9 protein-coding genes and 1 tRNA gene are annotated in these 16,539 nt (G+C 70.4%); 7 read left to right on the forward strand and 3 right to left on the reverse strand.

Annotated features, from left to right (window positions below):
• The first annotated feature begins 44 nt into the window (after positions 1–44).
• Positions 45–983, forward strand: a complete 939-nt coding sequence (locus CKO43_RS17320; RefSeq protein WP_200231285.1) for a tRNA dihydrouridine synthase — start codon at positions 45–47, stop codon at positions 981–983.
• A 4-nt stretch (positions 984–987) separates the two neighbouring features.
• Here the strand turns inward: CKO43_RS17320 and CKO43_RS17325 are convergent, their stop codons facing one another.
• Together CKO43_RS17325 and CKO43_RS17330 are read right to left on the reverse strand one after the other, a co-directional pair.
• Positions 988–1,749: a SapC family protein gene (locus CKO43_RS17325; RefSeq protein ID WP_200231262.1), complete on the reverse strand. Its 762-nt coding sequence runs from the start codon at positions 1,747–1,749 to the stop codon at positions 988–990.
• Positions 1,746–3,044 (reverse strand): hemolysin family protein, encoded by a 1,299-nt coding sequence (locus CKO43_RS17330; RefSeq protein WP_200231263.1) that lies wholly within the window; start codon positions 3,042–3,044, stop codon positions 1,746–1,748. Before CKO43_RS17330 ends, CKO43_RS17325 begins: the two co-directional genes overlap by 4 nt.
• Before the next feature lie 66 nt (positions 3,045–3,110).
• Here CKO43_RS17330 and CKO43_RS17335 point away from each other — a divergent pair, with 66 nt between their 5' ends.
• The 6 genes from CKO43_RS17335 (at position 3,111) to CKO43_RS17360 (ending at position 13,863) form a co-directional block, all read left to right on the forward strand.
• Positions 3,111–3,935 (forward strand): symmetrical bis(5'-nucleosyl)-tetraphosphatase, encoded by an 825-nt coding sequence (locus CKO43_RS17335; protein ID WP_200379361.1) that lies wholly within the window; start codon positions 3,111–3,113, stop codon positions 3,933–3,935.
• Between the two features lie 52 nt (positions 3,936–3,987).
• Positions 3,988–4,075: transfer RNA gene (locus tag CKO43_RS17340), tRNA-Ser, on the forward strand.
• A gap of 213 nt (positions 4,076–4,288) precedes the next feature.
• A complete protein-coding gene (locus tag CKO43_RS17345) occupies positions 4,289–5,368 on the forward strand; it encodes an AraC family transcriptional regulator (protein ID WP_200379362.1) in 1,080 nt (359 codons plus the stop codon).
• A gap of 13 nt (positions 5,369–5,381) precedes the next feature.
• Positions 5,382–6,236, forward strand: coding sequence for a sulfotransferase family protein (locus CKO43_RS17350; protein ID WP_200231266.1), 855 nt, complete (start codon positions 5,382–5,384; stop codon positions 6,234–6,236).
• A 326-nt stretch (positions 6,237–6,562) separates the two neighbouring features.
• On the forward strand, positions 6,563–12,097 hold the full coding sequence (locus tag CKO43_RS17355; RefSeq protein WP_200379363.1) for a YDG domain-containing protein: 5,535 nt from the start codon (positions 6,563–6,565) through the stop codon (positions 12,095–12,097).
• A 62-nt stretch (positions 12,098–12,159) separates the two neighbouring features.
• On the forward strand, positions 12,160–13,863 hold the full coding sequence (locus CKO43_RS17360) for a ShlB/FhaC/HecB family hemolysin secretion/activation protein (RefSeq protein WP_200379364.1): 1,704 nt from the start codon (positions 12,160–12,162) through the stop codon (positions 13,861–13,863).
• A 117-nt stretch (positions 13,864–13,980) separates the two neighbouring features.
• On the opposite strand, the gene CKO43_RS17365 is transcribed toward CKO43_RS17360, so the two are convergent.
• A complete protein-coding gene (locus tag CKO43_RS17365) occupies positions 13,981–16,515 on the reverse strand; it encodes a diguanylate cyclase (RefSeq protein ID WP_200379365.1) in 2,535 nt (844 codons plus the stop codon).
• Between the last annotated feature and the right edge of the window lie 24 nt (positions 16,516–16,539).

Here is a 16,539-nt window from a genome sequence, read left to right on the forward strand (position 1 = left end):
GCCCAGCAAAACCGGCAGCGGCGCCGCGGCTGCTGCTGGCCCCGATGGAAGGCCTGCTCGACCACAGCCTGCGCGACGTGCTGACCCGCGTCGGCGGCGTCGAGCTCTGCGTCTCGGAGTTCATCCGCGTCACCGACCAGCTGCTGCCGGCGCGCGTGTTCACGCGCATCGTGCCCGAGCTGCTCGCCGGCGGACGCACCGCCGCCGGCGTCCCGGTGCGCGCCCAGCTGCTGGGCAGCGACCCGGTGTGCCTGGCCGAGAACGCGGCCCGGCTGGCCGAGCTGTCGCCGGCCGGCATCGACCTGAACTTCGGCTGCCCGGCACCCACCGTCAACCGCCACCGCGGCGGCGCCGTGCTGCTCGACGAACCCGAGCTCGTGCACGCCATCGTCGCCGCGGTGCGGCGCGCGGTGCCGGCCGGCGTGCCGGTGACGGCCAAGATGCGGCTGGGCCACCTCGACGCGTCGCGCATGCTGGAGTGCGCGCACGCGATCGCCGACGGCGGCGCCGCCGAGCTGGTGGTGCACGCCCGCACCAAGGCCGAGGGCTACCGGCCACCGGCGCACTGGCACCGCATCGCCGAGATCCGCGCAGCGCTGGCGCTGCCGGTGGTCGCCAACGGCGAGGTCTGGACGGTGCACGACGCGCGCCGCTGCCTGGCCGAGAGCGGCTGCGACGCGCTGATGCTGGGCCGCGGCATGGTCGCCGACCCGGGGCTGGCACGCGCGATCCGCGGCGAGCCGGCACCCGACTGGGACGCGCTGCTGCCCGAGCTGCGCCGCTTCTGGGCGAGCGTCGGCGCGCGCGTCGAGCCGCGCCACCGCGCCGGGCGGCTCAAGCAGTGGCTGGGGCTGATGCGGCGGCGTTTCCCCGAAGCGGGCGATGCCTTCGCCCGGATCCGCGAGACCAACGACGCACGCCGCGTCGAGGCGCTGATGTTCGGCGAGCCGGCGCCGGCCGCAGCCGACGCCGTCGCCGCCTGAAACCTCAGGCCGCCGGGGCGGCCGGGGCCGCGGCGAGGCGTTCGAGGTGCCACTCGAGCAGCTTGCGCATGTGGCCCAGCGACACGAAGTGCGAGTAGATCAGGCCCAGCACGCCGCTCTTGAGCAGCTCGTGCGCGGTGGCCGCGTCCAGCGCCTGCACCTTCTGGTCGTCGACGGTGAGGAAGCCGTCGACCGTCAGCTTGCTGCCGTCGGGCAGCGTGGCGTCGAAACGCATCGGGCGCAGCAGGTCCAGGTCGCGCAGGCGCTTGCACAGCACACGCGTGCGCTGCGCCTCGGCTTCCAGCGACTCGAGCTGCCCGTGCGCCATCTTCAGTGCGTCGCCAGGCTCGCCGGCGGCGTCGAACAGCGGCTGGCCGCCCTCGGCACCGACACCGGCCCAGCCGGCGTCCAAGCAGACCGCGAAACGCTCGGCATCCAGGCGGCCGATGCAGAACGGGTAGTTGCGCAGCGCCGCGGGCATGAAGTGCGCGCGCCAGCGGCTGCCGTCGAGGTACAGGTTCTGCTTCTGCTCGAGGCCGAAGACGGCGATCGGCGCGATCTCCGGCTTGCCGGCCTCGTCGGCACCGGTCTGCACGAAGAAGATCGGGTACTCGCGCGCCGCGTCGGCGAACTCGACCGCGGCGATGAACAGCGAGTTCAGCTCGGCGGCGACGCGCCAGTCCTGCACCGGTAGCGCGAGCTTGAGATCGCGGTGTTCGTTGCGGTCCACCGGCACGGCCTTGCGGTGCAGCAGCGGGATGATCATTCGGTTTCTCCTGTTGTGTCGGTGCGTGTGACGAGCACCTTGTCGACCCGTTTGCCGTCGAGGTCCACGACCTCGAAGCGCCAGCCCTGCCAGGACACCGCGTCTGCCGTCTTCGGCAGCCGGCCCAGCAGCAGCATCACCATGCCGGCCAGCGTGTTGTAGCGGCCGCGCTCCTCGTCGGGCAGGTCCTTCAGCTCGAGCCTGTCCTTCAGCTCGGGCACCGGGATCAGCCCGTCCATCAACCAGCTGCCGTCCTCGCGCTGCACGGCCCAGGCGTCGTCGTCGGCCGGCGAGCCGAACTCGCCGGTGATCGCCTCGAGCAGGTCGCGCTCGGAGATCACGCCCTGCACCGCACCGTACTCGTCGACGACGAAGACGATGTCGGCACGCGACTGGCGGAAGTGCTCCAGCAGCTCCATGCCCGAGAGCGTCTCGGGCACGAACACCGGCGGCGCCAGCAGCGACTGCAGATGCGGCGTCTCGCCGCGCGACAGCGGCTGCAGCAGCGCGTGCGCGGCGAGCACGCCGATGACCTCGTCCAGGCCGCCGCGGCACACCGGGTAGCGCGAGTGGCCGTGTTCGGCGATCAGCGCCAGCACCTCGGCCATCGGCGCGTCGGCCTCGAGCCAGGCGATCTCGGCGCGCGGGATCATCATCGAGCCGATCTGGCGCTCGTCGAGGCGGAAGACGTTGCGCACCATCTGGTGCTCCTGGGCCTCGATGACGCCGGCGTCCAGGCCTTCTTCCAGGCTGGCGGCGATCTCCTCTTCTGTGACCGCGCGCTGGCCGTCGTCGCGTATGCCCAGCAGGCGCAGCATCGCGTTCGTCGACGCCGACAGCAGCAGCACCAGCGGCCGTGCGGCCAGCGAGATCCAGTTCATCGGCCGCGCCACCAGGCGCGCCACCGTCTCGGGGTAGAGCTGGCCCAGGCGCTTGGGCACGAGCTCGCCGAAGATGATCGTGAGGATCGTGATCAGCACGACGACAATCGCGGTCGCACCGATGCGCGCCGTGTGCTCGCGCACGTCGAGCGTGATCAGCCACTCGGCCAGCGGCGCCGAGAACGCGTTCTCGCCGACGATGCCGTTGAGGATGCCGATCGACGTGATGCCGATCTGCACCACCGACAGGAAGCGGGTGGGGTTCTCGTGCAGGACCATCGCGGCCTGCGCGCCGGGGGCGCCGTCTTCGACCATGACCTGGAGCCGGACCTTGCGGGAGGCGGTGAGCGCCATCTCCGACATCGCGAACAGGCCGTTGAGCAGGATCAGGAAGACTAAAAGGGTAACGTCCATGCGGGCCGCCGCGACTCGGCGGCGACGGGCTGATACAAGGCGGGCGAGCGTAGCAGAATCCGACGCATGATCTATCTCGCCGGAGACGTGCAGGGCTGTGCCGGCGCCCTCGACCGCCTGCTCGCCGACATCGGCTTCTCGCCTTCACGCGACCGGCTGGTGGTGCTGGGCGACCTCGTCAACCGCGGCCCGGACAACCTGGCGGTGCTGCGCCGCTTGCGCGACCTGGGCGACGCCGCCGTCTGCCTGCTGGGCAACCACGACCTGCACACGCTGGCCGTGGCGCACGGCGTGCGGCCGCTGCACAAGAGCGACACGCTGGGCGACATCCTGGCTGCGCCCGATGCCGCGGCCTGGCTGGACTGGCTGCGCCAGCGCCCGCTGGCGCACGTCGAGGCCGGCTGGCTGTGCGTGCATGCCGGCGTCGTGCCGCAATGGGACGCGGCGCGCACGCTGGCGCTGGCCGCCGAGGTGCAGGCGCTGCTGCGCGGGCCGGACCTGCAGGCCTTCCTGCAGCGCATGTACGGCAACGAGCCGGCGCGCTGGGACGAGGCCCTGGCGGGCGCCGACCGGTGGCGTTTCGTCGTCAACACGCTGACGCGTATCCGCTTCTGCCGCGCCGACGGCACGCTGGACTTCAAGACCAAGGACGGCGCCGCCGAAGCGCCGGCGGGGCTGATGCCCTGGTTCGAGGTGCCCGGGCGCCAGAGCGCCGCCGAGCCGATCGCCTTCGGCCACTGGAGCACGCTGGGGCTGGTCGTGCGCCCCGACCTGCTGGCGCTGGACACCGGCTGCGTCTGGGGCGGCCGGCTGACGGCGGTGCGTGTGGACGGCGGCCGGCGCGAGGTCTTCCAGGTCGAATGCAGCCAGGCACAGCGGCCGGGAGGCTGAGGCCCCGCGACGACCTAGAATCGCCCGGTCCGGCGCCCTGCCGGACGACTTCGGAAGCGTGGCAGAGTGGTCGATTGCACCGGTCTTGAAAACCGGCGACGGGCAACCGTCCGTGAGTTCGAATCTCACCGCTTCCGCCAAACAGCGGGCTGAGAAGCTATCGCCAGGCCAGAGTCGGATGGCGGCAGTTCCCGCCAGGACTCGGTCCATCGCCGGGCTCGCAGTCGAGGCCCCAGACGACCGAAGACTCGCCGATCCCCTGGCACCTGCCGCTGCAAGCGTTCGTCAGCGCACAGACGCAGCGGTTCGCCCGTAGGAGTCTGCGCAAGACAGGCATCCGGAAGGGGCGCTCCATGGACACTGACAGACGAGCGCAGTCCTCGCTCGGCCCGCCCGGTGCGGCTGTTGATCGCAGCGGCTGCGACCCCCATGCCACGGGGCCGCCGCCGCTGGCCTTCGGCGATGCGGGAGCCGAGATCGACGACGACGCGGCGGCCTGGGGCGGGCGGATGGCCGGTGTGCTCGGCGCCCTGCAGTCCTGCGAGCCCTTGGGGCCGGCGGCGACGTTCCGTCAAAAGTCGAGCACGATCACGATCAATGGCTTGACGATGGCCGCGCTCGCGGGCACCCCGCTGCGCTTCGAGCTTGCGGCGAGCACCGATCTGACGCTGCTGATTCCCTTCGCCGGCGAAGGCACGTTCGATGTCGGCGGTGTCGTCCACTCCTGGCAGGCCGAAGCGCGCGGCCTCTTCGTTGCGGGGGCGGCCGGCAGCGGCGCGTGTTCGCTGCACTCGGTCCTCGTCGTCAGGCTGCAGCCTGCGCAGCTGCAAGCCGCGGCGCGCAGCCTGCTCGGCATGGAGCCCGGCTCGAAGAGCGATTTCTGGCTCGGCCCCACCCGGACTGTGGATCTGCAGGCGGGCGGCATGGCCTTCGGGGAGGTCTTCAGGCATCTGTGCGCCCTGATCGACGCCTATCGGGGCGCGGTCGATGTGCTGGAAGCCGTCGGTCTGGACGAGCAGTTCTACCGCCACATCGTGATGCTGCTGCGGCCCGGACTGACGCTGGAGGCGGCGCTGCGCAAACCGGCGCAGGCGTCCAGGCGCGTTCTCGACCCGGTGTGCGGCTACATCATGGCGCACCTGCACGCCCCGATGACGCTGACCGACCTGGAAGGCGCCAGCGGCGTTTCGCGCCGCAGCCTGCAGTACCTGTTCTGGCAGCGCCATGCGTGCTCGCCGATGCAGTGGGTGCGCGGGCAACGGCTCGAGAAGGTGCGCTCGATGCTGATGCACGCCGAATCCCGGGAGTCGGTCACCTCGGCAGCGCTGCAATCCGGGTTCTCCAACCTGGGCGCCTTTTCGGCCTACTACCGGGAACGCTTCGGCGAACAGCCGTCCGAAACCTTGCGGCGCAGCGGCGCGCGCGATGCCTGAACGGCTTCCAGCGATGAGCACCAGTTCACCCCGATTCATCGGCGTGACCGGGCTGCCGCGCGCCGGATCGACGCTCGTGTGCCAGTTGCTGGCGCAGCACCCCGACGTGCACAGCGAAGTCCACACCTCGCCCTTGTGCAATGCCTTGCTCGGCCTGCGCCGGATGATCAGCGACGACAGCTTCTTCCTGGCCCAGCTCGACAACAGCTTCGAGCAGAGCTACGGCCACCTCACGTCGGCGATGCGGGGCTTCCTGCGTGGCTGGTACGAGGGTGCCGCCGGCCTGGCCGTGGTGGACAAGAACCGCGCCTGGCTGCACTGCATCGAAATGCTGCTGAAGATCGAGGCCGACGCGAAGCTGGTCGTCTGCATCCGGGAGCTGGGGCAGATCTACGGTTCGATCGAAGCCCGGCACCAGAGCACCATCCTCGTCGACTTCATCGACCACCTGGCCGATTTCGACCGTTTCGGCCGCGCCGATGCGCTGTTCGCGAAAGACAAGGCGATCGGCGCGCCCCTGGTGTCGCTGCACGCGGTGGCTGACCTGCCGGCGCCGGTGCAAGACCGCCTGTACGTCGTCAGGCTCGAAGACCTGACCAGCCGGCCGGTGGCCTGCATGTCGCATCTCTACGCCTGGCTGGGCCTGCCCGACTTCCGGATCGACGCCGACCATCTGGCGATCAGTGCCCAGGAAAGCGACAGCCACTACCACATGAAGTACAGCCACGCGCAGGCGTCCAGCATCCGGCCGCAAACGGTCCACGCCATTCCGCCCCGGGTCCAGTCGCTGATCGAAGCGGTCCATCCCTGGTTCTACTCGGCGTACTACCCGGGGTTCGGGTCGAGCAGGCCATCCGCTCCGGGCTGAGGGGTTCTGCTTCTCGCCGCGCCGGCTGCCGCGGCATTGCCGTTGTGCCGTTCTGCCGTTCGCAGGCCCGGCGGTCCGCGCAACTGGCGGGCATTTCGCCGCCAGTTCGCCAACTTGCGTTTTCGGGCCAGTGCGCTGCGCGAATCGAGTAGTGCCCGGGCAGCCTTGTCCCGATAGTCCGACCTGACCCGGCATCGCCTCGGGGCTGCCGCGTTGCGGCCTCCGTCCTCCGCGCCCGGGAGACGGGACGAAGCTGCACCGCCCCGAGAGCCCAGCCCTGGCGCCTTGCCAGGACGGCTCGCAGACCGACCCACAGGACCCTTCGAATGAATCGCATCCACCGCACCGTCTGGAACTCCTGTCGCGGCGCCTATATGGCGGTGGCCGAGACCGCGCCGAGCCGCGGCAAGGCATCGGGCACGACAGGGGCCTTGCTGGCGGGCGTGCTGCTGACGGCAGGCGGCCCGGCGCTGGCCGGCGGTCCGGCAGCGGCCGTCCTGCCGACGGGCGGACAGGTGGCGGCTGGTGCGGCGCAGATCGGCCGCAGCGGCAGCACGCTCACCGTGACCCAGACCAGCGCCCGAACGGCGATCAACTGGAACAGCTTTTCCATCGGCAAGAGCGGCACGGTCAACTACGTGCAGCCGGATGCAGGCTCGGTCGCGCTCAACCGCGTCACCGGCACCGAGCGCTCGGCAATCGACGGCGCGCTCAAGGCCAACGGGCAGGTCTTCATCCTCAACCCCAACGGCGTGCTGTTCGGCAAGGGTGCGCGCGTCGATACCGCCGGCCTGGTGGCCACCACGCTGGGTTTGAGCGATGCCGACTTCATGGCCGGCAAGACCCGCTTCAGCGGCCAGGGGGGAGCGGTGTCCAACCTGGGCACGCTCAGCGCCGCGGACGGCGGCTACGTCGCCTTGATGGGCACGCAGGTCAGGAACGACGGCGTCATAACGGCGCGGCTCGGCACGGTGGCGCTCGCGGCCGGCAGCAAGGTCAGCCTCAACTTCAACGGCAACTCGCTGGCGGGTGTGGTCATCGACGCCGCGGCGCTGGACACGCTGGTGAGCAACGGCGGCGCCATACACGCCGACGGCGGCACGGTCATGCTCACCGCCAAGGCCGCCGCGGGCCTGCTCGACGCGATGGTCAACAACACCGGCGAGATCCGCGCCCAGACGATTGCCGAGCGCGGCGGCAGGATCCTGCTGCTGGCGGAGGCCGGCGCGCTGACCGTCGGCGGCACGCTGGACGCGAGTGCGCCGAGCCAAGGCAACGGCGGCAGCATCGAAACCAGCGGCGCGCGCGTGAAGATCGCAGACAGTGTGCGCATCACCACGGCCGCCGCGCACGGGCTGACCGGCACCTGGCTCGTCGACCCGATCGATTTCACCATCGCGGCCAGCGGCGGCGACACCACCGGCGCCACGCTGAGCAGCCAGCTGGCCAGCAACAACGTGACGATCCAGAGCAGCGCCGGCAGCGTCTCCGGCAGCGGCGACATCAACGTCAACGACGCCGTGAGCTGGAGCGCCGACCACACGCTGACGCTGGACGCGGAGCGCAACATCAACGTCAACGCGCCCATCACCGCGACCGGCAGCAGCAGCGCGCTCGCCCTGATCTATGGCCAGGGCGCGGTAGACGCCGGCAACCCGGCCGACTACTTCGTCAACGCACCCGTCAACCTGAAGGCGGGCAGCAACTTCAGCACCCAGCTCGGGTGGAATGGGGTCGTGACGACCTACACGGTGATCACCGGTCTGGGTACTGCGGCCGACGCAACTTCTGCGCCTGTCACCATGACGCTGCAGGGCATGGCGGCGACGGGCAGCCTGTCGGGCAACTACGTGCTGGGCGCGGACATCGATGCCGCGGCCACCGCGGGGTGGAACAGCGGCGCGGGTTTCCAGCCGATCGGAAATTCGGCAACCTCGTTCTTCGGCCGGTTCGGCGGCCTGGGGCACACGGTCGGCAACCTCATCATCAACCGGCCGACGTCGAGCGAGATCGGGCTGTTCGGGAACGCTTCCGGGGCCGTGCTGCGCGACGCGAACCTGACGGCCGCCTCCATCACGGGCGACATTCGCGTTGGCGGCCTGCTGGGCTCCGGCTACAACACCACCGTCAGCCACAGTTCGGTCGCGGGCAGCGTGGCGGGTTCGAACAAGGTCGGCGGGCTCGTGGGCGCCAACTACGGTGTGGTCACCGCGTCCACTGCCAGTGCCAGCGTGACGGCCACCGGCGGGAAAGCCGGCGGGCTCGTGGGCGCCAACTACGGTGTGGTCACCGCGTCGGCTGCCAGTGGCAGCGTGACGGCCACCGGCGGGGATGTCGGCGGGCTGGTCGGGTACAGCTATGGCGACATCGCCGGCAGCGCTGCCACCGGCCCGGTGTCGGGTGAGATCAGCGTTGGCGGACTGGTGGGCGGCACGAGCTACGGAACGATCACCGGCAGTTACGCCACCGGCAACGTCATCGGCACCGGCGATTATCTGGGTGGCCTCGTCGGCTTCAACGGAAGTGATATCAATGACAGCTACGCCCGGGGCAGCGTCAGTGGAGCCGCTGGCAGCCACGTCGTCGGCGGGCTCGCCGGCTACAACTACGGGTCGATCCGGGATGCCTACGCCAGCGGATGGGTCAGCGGGACGCCGGGCCAGCAAATCGGCGGACTGGTGGGCAATGGAAGCGGCACCGCCACCCACAGTTTCTGGGACACCCAGGCCACCGGCCAGGCCAGCAGCACCGGCGGCACCGGCAAGACCACGGCGCAGCTGAACGACACCGCCACGTTCACCGGCGCCGGCTGGAACTTCACCCCCGGCACCGGCACCTGGGGCCGCAAGGACACGCTCAACGACAAGTACCCGGTGCTGCGCAGCTTCGGCTACAGCGACACCTTGACGCTGTCGCTGGCGCTGGGTGCCAGCACCAAGGTCTACGGCAACGCCAACCCGGCACTCACCGGCCTGGTGCTGACCGGCTGCAGCGCCTGCCTGACGGTCGACTGGGGTAGCACCATCGGCCCGTTCAGCAACGTCGGCAGCTACGCCTATTCGAGCGCCAACGTGCTGGGCCTGAGCTTCGCCGATGGCTACAACGCGAGCATGTTCGACATCACGCTGCCGACCGGCGGCCTGACCATCACGCCGCGCCCGGTGAGCGTGACGTCGGTGGTCAACGCCACGCGTGCGTACAACGCCGCCACCGGCGTCGCCGCCAGCCTGCTCGGCCTGGGCAACGTGGTCAACAGCGACTCGGTCAGCCTGAGCGGCAGCGCGGTTCTGGCGTCGAAGGATGCCGGGACGCGTGCCGTCAGCGGCCTGGGCACGCTGGCGCTGGACAACAGCAACTACACCTTGAGCAGCGTCACGCCGAGCGGCACCGTGCAGATCACGCCCTACGCCGTGAGCGTGGCGGCCTGGGGCAGCGCCGGCAAGGTCTACGACGGCAACACGGCGCTCGACTCGGAGATGCTGCACGTCACCAACGCGCTCGGCGACGACACCGTGAACCTCGCCGGCGGCGCGGCCGTGCTGGCGAACCAGAACGCCGGCACGCGTGCCGTCACGGGCCTGGGCACGCTGACGCTGGACAACGCCAACTACACCGTCAGCGGCGGCAGCGTAGTCGGCAACGCGCTGGTCTATCAACGCCTGGTGGATCTCTCCACCGTCAACGGCGCCACGCGCAGCTACGACGCCAGCAATCTGGCCACGGCCAGCCTGCTGGTGATCGGCAACGTCGTGGTCGGCGACGCCGTGCACCTCGGCGGCACGGCCACGCTGGCAAGCAAGGACGTCGGCAGCCGGGCCGTCATCGGCCTGTCCGGGCTGACGCTGGACAACCCCAACTACACGCTCGTCGAGGCGTCTGCCGGCGGCACGGTGCAGATCACGCCGCTGGCCGTGAACGTGGCGGCCTGGGGCAGCGCCGGCAAGGTCTACGACGGCAACACGGCGCTCGACTCGGAGATGCTGCACGTCACCAACGCGCTCGGCGACGACACCGTGAACCTCGCCGGCGGCGCGGCCGTGCTGGCGAGCCAGGACGCCGGCACGCGTGCCGTCACGGGCCTGGGCACGCTGACGCTGGACAACGCCAACTACACCGTCAGCGGCGGCAGCGTCGGCGGCAACGCGCTGGTCTATCAGCGGCTGCTCGAAGTCTCCACCGTCAACGGCGCGACCCGCATCTACGACGCCACGAACCAGGCCGCAGCCAGCCTGCTGGCGATCGGCAACGTGCTCGACGGCGACACGGTGCACCTCGGCGGCACGGCGACGCTGGCGAGCCGGAACGTCGGCGGCCGTGCGCTCACCAGCCTGGCCGGGCTGACGCTAGACAACGCCAACTACACGCTGCAGGAGGCTGCGTTCACCGGCAGCGTGCAGCTCACGCCGCTGGCTGCCCGCATCGCGACGCTGAGCAACGCCGGCAAGGTCTATGACGGCAACAGCGCGCTCGCATCCACACAGCTGCAGCTGATCAACACGATCGGTGGCGACACCGTCAACCTGAGCGGCACGGCCGTTCTGGCGGGCCAGGACGCCGGCACGCGTGCCATCGCCGGTGCCGGCACGCTGGCGCTGGACAACGCCAACTACACCATCGTCGGCGGCAGCATAGTCGGCAACGCGTCGATCACGCCGCTGGCCGTGAACGTGGCGGCCAGGGGCAGTGCCGGCAAGGTTTACGACGGCAATACCACGCTGGACTCGACGCAACTGCATCTGACCAATGCGGTCGCTGGCGACAGCGTGAACCTGAGCGGCGTGGCCGAGCTGTCCGGCAAGGACGCCGGCACGCGTGCCATCGCCGGTGCCGGCACGCTGGCGCTGGACAACGCCAACTACACGCTGGCCGGCGCCGCCTACAGCGGCACGGCCGCGATCAGCCCGCGCACGCTCAATCTCGTGTTCAGCGTGGCCGACAAGGTCTTCGACGGCAGCGCGGGCGTCAACGCCACGGCGCGCGACGACCGCATCGCGGGCGACTCGCTGGCGCTGAGCTTTGGCGCCGCACTTGCGGATCAGAACGTCGGCGAGCACAAGCCGGTCGGCATCAGCGGCCTCGCGCTCGGCGGCGCCGATGCGGGCAACTACGTGTTCGCAACCGATGCCGGTGCCGGCACCACCGGCAACCTGAATGCACGCAGCGTGACCTATTCATTGGCCGCACAGGACCCGTCCAAGACCTATACCGTCAGCGGCCAGACCCTGATCGGATCGGCCGACCTCGACCGGCTGGTGGTGGCGAACATCGCCAACACGGTGCCCGGCACGACGCCCGGCGCGCTGAGCTACACGATCTGGAAGGACGGCCAGCAGGTCAGCGCCGTCAAGGATGCGGGCCGCTACGAGATACGCGCCAGCTTCGCCACGGCCGACGCCCACTACGCCATCGCCGACACCGGCAACACCGTGCTGAAGCTCGACGTCGGGATGCCGACAGCGGCCCTGCAGCAAGCCGCCGCCCAGGCCGCACGCACCGATGTGCCGGCGCGCAACGACGCCTTCAACAGCCCGGTCTTCGGCATCAATGCCCCGGTCTCGCTGGCGCAGTCCAACCCAGTGCCGCCCAACGTGGTGACGACCTTCCCCGCCCTCGACGCCACCTTCGGCCAAGGCGCTGCGCTCAGCCTGATCTCCAGCCCGAGCGCCGGCGAGACCAGCCCGAGCGTGACGCTCGTCCAGGCCAGGCAGATGCTGCAGGCAGCGGGCGGGCCGGCCGACGGCGGCGAGAAGGACCTGCGGGTACCGGTCAGCCGCAACTCGCTGGCCACCATCGTCAACGGCGGCGTCAGACTGCCCGGCGGGGTGGACCAGCTGCTGTTCGTCGTCGAGGCCGGGCAATGAGAGCGGCCCCGCGCGGCAGCGCAGGCCTTGGACCCGACGAGGCCTCACGGATCCCCTCTCGCGTGAAAGCCTTGCGCCCGTCCACCCTCAGCCTGGCGCTGGGCATGGCCTTTGCGGCGCTGGGCGCGCAGGCCCAGCAAGCTCCGCCGGTCCCCAACATCGGCGATGCCCTTCGCCAGGTGCAGCCCCCGGTGCTGCCAGCACCGAAGGCAGCCCCGCTGCCCACCGTCGGCGGCACCGCGATCGAGCCGCCGATGCTGGCCTTGCCCGGCAGTGGCCCCGGCGTCAGGGTGGACAGCTTCGCCATCGTCGGCAACAGCGTCGTCGACAGCGCCGTGCTGCTGGCGCTGGTGCAGCCCGACCAGGGCAAGACCCTCAGCCTGGCCGAACTCGAGCTCATCGCCACCCGCATCACCCGCTACTACCGCAGCGCCGGCTACTTCGTCGCACGCGCCTACATTCCGGCGCAGGAAGTGGCCGCCGGCACGCTCACGATCCGCGTCGTCGAGGGCAACTACGGCCGCTTCATCCTGGCCAACAGGTCGCGGGTGCGCGATGACATCGTGCAAGGCCTGCTGGACGACATCAAGGACCGCGACATCGTCTCGCTCGACACGCTCGAGCGCGCCATGCTGGTCATCAACGACACGCCCGGCGTGACGGTGGTGCGCGCCGACGTGATGCCCGGCGAGGCGGTCGGCACGTCCGACTTCGCCATCGGCACCGAGGCCACGCCGGCCTACGGCGGCTACGCGCTGCTCGACAACTACGGCTCGGCCTACACCGGCAAGCAAAGGCTCAGCTTCAACGCCGACTGGAACTCGCCCAGCGGCCGCGGCGACCGCCTCTCGGTCAGCGGCATGGCCACCCGGCACAGCGGCCTGCTGAACGGGCGTCTGGGCTACTCGGGCCTGCTGGACACCGACGGCACGCGCGGCGAACTCGCGCTGAGCCGCACCCGATACCAGCTCGGCAGCACCTATGCCGCGCTCGACGCCTCGGGCACCGCCGATGCGCTCGAGTTCAATCTCACCCGGCCCGTGAAGCGGACCCGCGGCGCCAGCATCGAGGCCGGGCTGAGCCTGGCCTACAAGTCCTTGAAGGACGAGGTGGCCTCGACCAGCACGCGCACGCGCAAGAAGGCTGCCACGGCAAGCGCCAGCGTCTCCGCGCGCAACGAGCAGGTCTTGTTCGGCTTCGACGGTCTGACCCAGGCCAGCGCCGCACTGACGATAGGGCGCCTGCGCTTCGACGACGCAACGGCGGCCGCGCTCGACGCGGCCGGTGCGGGCACGCAAGGCAGCTTTGCCAAGCTGAATCTGCAGGTCACGCGCGCCACCGCGCTGCCCGGGCAGTTCGCACTGACCACCAGCGCCCGGGCGCAACTGGCATTGAACGACAAGAACCTCGACGGCAGCGAGCGCATGAGCGTCTCGGGCTTCAGCGGCGTGATCGCCTATCCCTCGGGCGAGCTGAGCGGCGACCACGCCGCACTGCTGCACCTCGATCTGGCCCATCCGCTGCCGCCCGCCGGCACGCTGCAGATGAGCGCCAGCGCCTTCGCCGACATCGGCTGGGCCAGGACGGCGAACCCGTTGCCGGGCGCCGCCAGCCGATCGCTGAGCGACGTCGGCGTCGGTCTGACGGCCAACGCCGCCGGCGGGCTGGTGCGGCTGCAACTGGCGCAACGCGTCAGCGGCGGCGCACCGACGAGCGAGCCGGCCTCCCGCCTGCGCGTGCTGCTGCAGGGCGGGTGGGTATTCTGATTCGAGGAGGACGGGCACGGGCGCGCTCGACCGGCACCCTCGGGCGGACCTGAACCGCCTGGAACCAGCCCTTCGGCACCCCAGCCCCGGCCCGACAGCAGGGGCGCCCGCGCCCCCTCAGTGGGTCGTCGCGGGACTGTCCGCCGCGGGCTGCCGCAAGGGCGGGTAACTCGTAGAGTCTTCCTCGAGCTCGCCCAGCGGCGGGATCACCAGCGTCGTGTACTCGGCGTAACGCGCGTCGGGAAGGTCGTGCAGCGCCAGGCGCTCCATGCGTGGCTGCTCGATCGGAAGCCACGCCGCCTCGTACAGGATCACCTCGTGCTCCGGCGGATACCAGCGCAGCAGCTTGTGCACCAGCGCCTGCAAGCCTTCGCGCTCGGCGTGGAACCGCGAGCACGTCAGGTCGCCGGCCAGCGCCACCTGCCACAGCAGTACCAGGCCGGCGCCGTCGATCTGGCGGTCGTAGACCAGGAAGTGGGTCGCCTCCATCGACTGCACGCCACGCTGGCCCGGGTCCAGCCCGAGGTCCGCGTACAGGCAGGCTTCAGCCGAGATACCCGGCTCCATGCGCGCTGGGATGCCTTCGGCACGTGCCTTGCGCACCACCACATGTGGCACGTCGGCGAACACGCCCGGATGGCCATAGAACACGGCGCACACCCGCTTGCCGGCACGCACCTCGGCCATGATCCTCTCATCGATCTCGCGATAGGTCTCGCGCCGGTCCTTGCCAAGTGCGTAATGCACGCCAAGGTTGATGGTGTCCGGCCGCAAACTAATGATCATCGCCAGGGCCATAGGATTCACCAGGCAGAACACCACCTCGGCCTCGCGGATCTCGGACAGGCAGCGTTCGCTGGCATGGCGGCCGAAATCGATCCCGCTGCCCACCACCACCAGGCCCGCCTGCTCGCCCGCGCCCCGCTCCTCGGCACCGGCGCGCACCACGCGGTCGCGCCCGCGGCGCTTGGCGCGATACAGCGCCTGGTCGGCCTCGTGCACCAGCTGCTCCAGCGTACTCACGTGTTCGTTGGCCTCGGACACGCCGGAACTGATGCTGAAGTGCACCGTCTGCCCGAACACGCTGATCGGCTCGATGCGCTCGCGCAGCCGCTGCAGCAGCGCCTCGGCCTGCGATGCATCGTCCTCGAGCAGGATCGTGAACTCGTCGCCGCCGCTGCGCCCGGCGATGCCGCGCTCGCCCACGACCTCGGTTATCCATCCACCCAGACAGCGCAGCGCCTCGTCGCCGGCGGCGTGTCCGAAGTGGTCGTTCACGCCCTTGAAGCGGTCGACGTCGGCGACGATCGCGGTGAACGGCCGGCCCCGCCGGCGTGCCGCGGCGAACGCCTCCTCGCCGAGCTTGCGCACCTGCTGGTAGTTGTAGAGGCGGGTCAGGCCATCGTGTTCGGACTGCCAGCGGTAGCGCCGGCGCTCGCGGAATGAACGACGCAGCAGGACCGTCAGCAGGATCGCGGTCAGCAGCAGCCCGCCTATGCCCGCCGACAGCAGCCACTGCCGCCGCTGCGTCGCGGTGACCTGCAGCGCGGCGAGCTCCTTCTCAGCTTCCAGCAGCGCGATGCGCTGCTCCTTCAGCCGGGTGTCGAACTGGACCTGCAGATAGGCCAGGCGACGTTCACGCGCATCGCTCTCGGCGGCCGCCGTCGCTGCGGCGGCCCCCTTGTAGTGGGCCAGCGCCTCGGCGAGGTCGCCACGCTTCTCGGCCAGACGCGCCAGGAGGCTTTCGGTGTCCGCGACCGCCGTGTCGGCTTTCTGGCCGCGGTAGTAGCGCAAGGTGTCGGCCAGCAGCCGGCCGGCACGGTCGAGGTCGCGGCCCGATTCGATCAAGCTGCCGGCGAGCATCAGCCGCGTGCTCCACTCGCCTGCGGCGTAACCGGCCTTCCCGAAATCCGCCAGCGCCCGTCCCGCCCAGTCCAGCGCTTCCTCGTGGTGCCCCTGCGCGGCCAGCATCTTGCCGACCCCGTACTTGCCGTTGGCGGCGAAGATCGTGTCGCTGGCACGGATGCAGGCATCGATCTGCCGCCGGTGCCAACGCTCGGACTCCCGGAACCGGTGCGAATGGTCCTCGGCCATGGCGATGTCGCTCAGCGCGATGCACAGGGCGTGGTCGTCGTTGCCCTTGTCGACCAGGGCCAGTTCGCGCAACGCAAGTTCGCGCGCCTTGTCGGTTTCCCCGACCAGGTTATGCAGGTAGCTGGCGATACCCAGCAAACGCGCCGACTCCTGCGGCGCCTCGTTCAGAAAGGCGAGCGCCTCGTCGAGCCAGCTGAACGCCTGCGGCCATTCCTCGACATTCGCAGCGACGTTGATGGCGGTGGTGTAGACACGCACGCGCAGCGCCGCGGGCATCTGCTCGCGCAGCAGCGCGGACAGGCCGGTGATCGCACCGGCCTCGTCGCCCGACAGCGCCTGCATGCGCAGGCGCACGAGTTCCATGCGCTGTCGCTGTTCGCGGCTCAGCGCCTCCAGCCGCGGCGACAAGGCCCGGATCTTCGCGTTGGCCTCGCGCCAGTCGGCAGCGATGCCGAGCCGCTCGATCTCGGCCACCTGCGGTTCCAGCGCTTCGTCGGCAAACGCCGATGTGATGACCAGCGCCAGCCACAGCACCGCAATGGACCAGGCTCGGCGCATATCGGCGTTCGACGCCCGTTACCG

Source organism: Rubrivivax gelatinosus, assembly GCF_016583785.1.
Lineage (GTDB): Bacteria > Pseudomonadota > Gammaproteobacteria > Burkholderiales > Burkholderiaceae_C > Rubrivivax > Rubrivivax gelatinosus_B.

Coding starts and splice junctions, on each gene's coding strand:
- CKO43_RS17335 (WP_200379361.1), top strand. CDS start 3,111: ATGATCTATCTCGCCGGAGACGTGCAGGGCTGTGCCGGCGCCCTCGAC.
- CKO43_RS17320 (WP_200231285.1), top strand. CDS start 45: ATGGAAGGCCTGCTCGACCACAGCCTGCGCGACGTGCTGACCCGCGTC.
- CKO43_RS17345 (WP_200379362.1), top strand. CDS start 4,289: ATGGACACTGACAGACGAGCGCAGTCCTCGCTCGGCCCGCCCGGTGCG.
- CKO43_RS17325 (WP_200231262.1), bottom strand. CDS start 1,749: ATGATCATCCCGCTGCTGCACCGCAAGGCCGTGCCGGTGGACCGCAAC.
- CKO43_RS17365 (WP_200379365.1), bottom strand. CDS start 16,515: ATGCGCCGAGCCTGGTCCATTGCGGTGCTGTGGCTGGCGCTGGTCATC.
- CKO43_RS17355 (WP_200379363.1), top strand. CDS start 6,563: ATGAATCGCATCCACCGCACCGTCTGGAACTCCTGTCGCGGCGCCTAT.
- CKO43_RS17330 (WP_200231263.1), bottom strand. CDS start 3,044: ATGGACGTTACCCTTTTAGTCTTCCTGATCCTGCTCAACGGCCTGTTC.
- CKO43_RS17350 (WP_200231266.1), top strand. CDS start 5,382: ATGAGCACCAGTTCACCCCGATTCATCGGCGTGACCGGGCTGCCGCGC.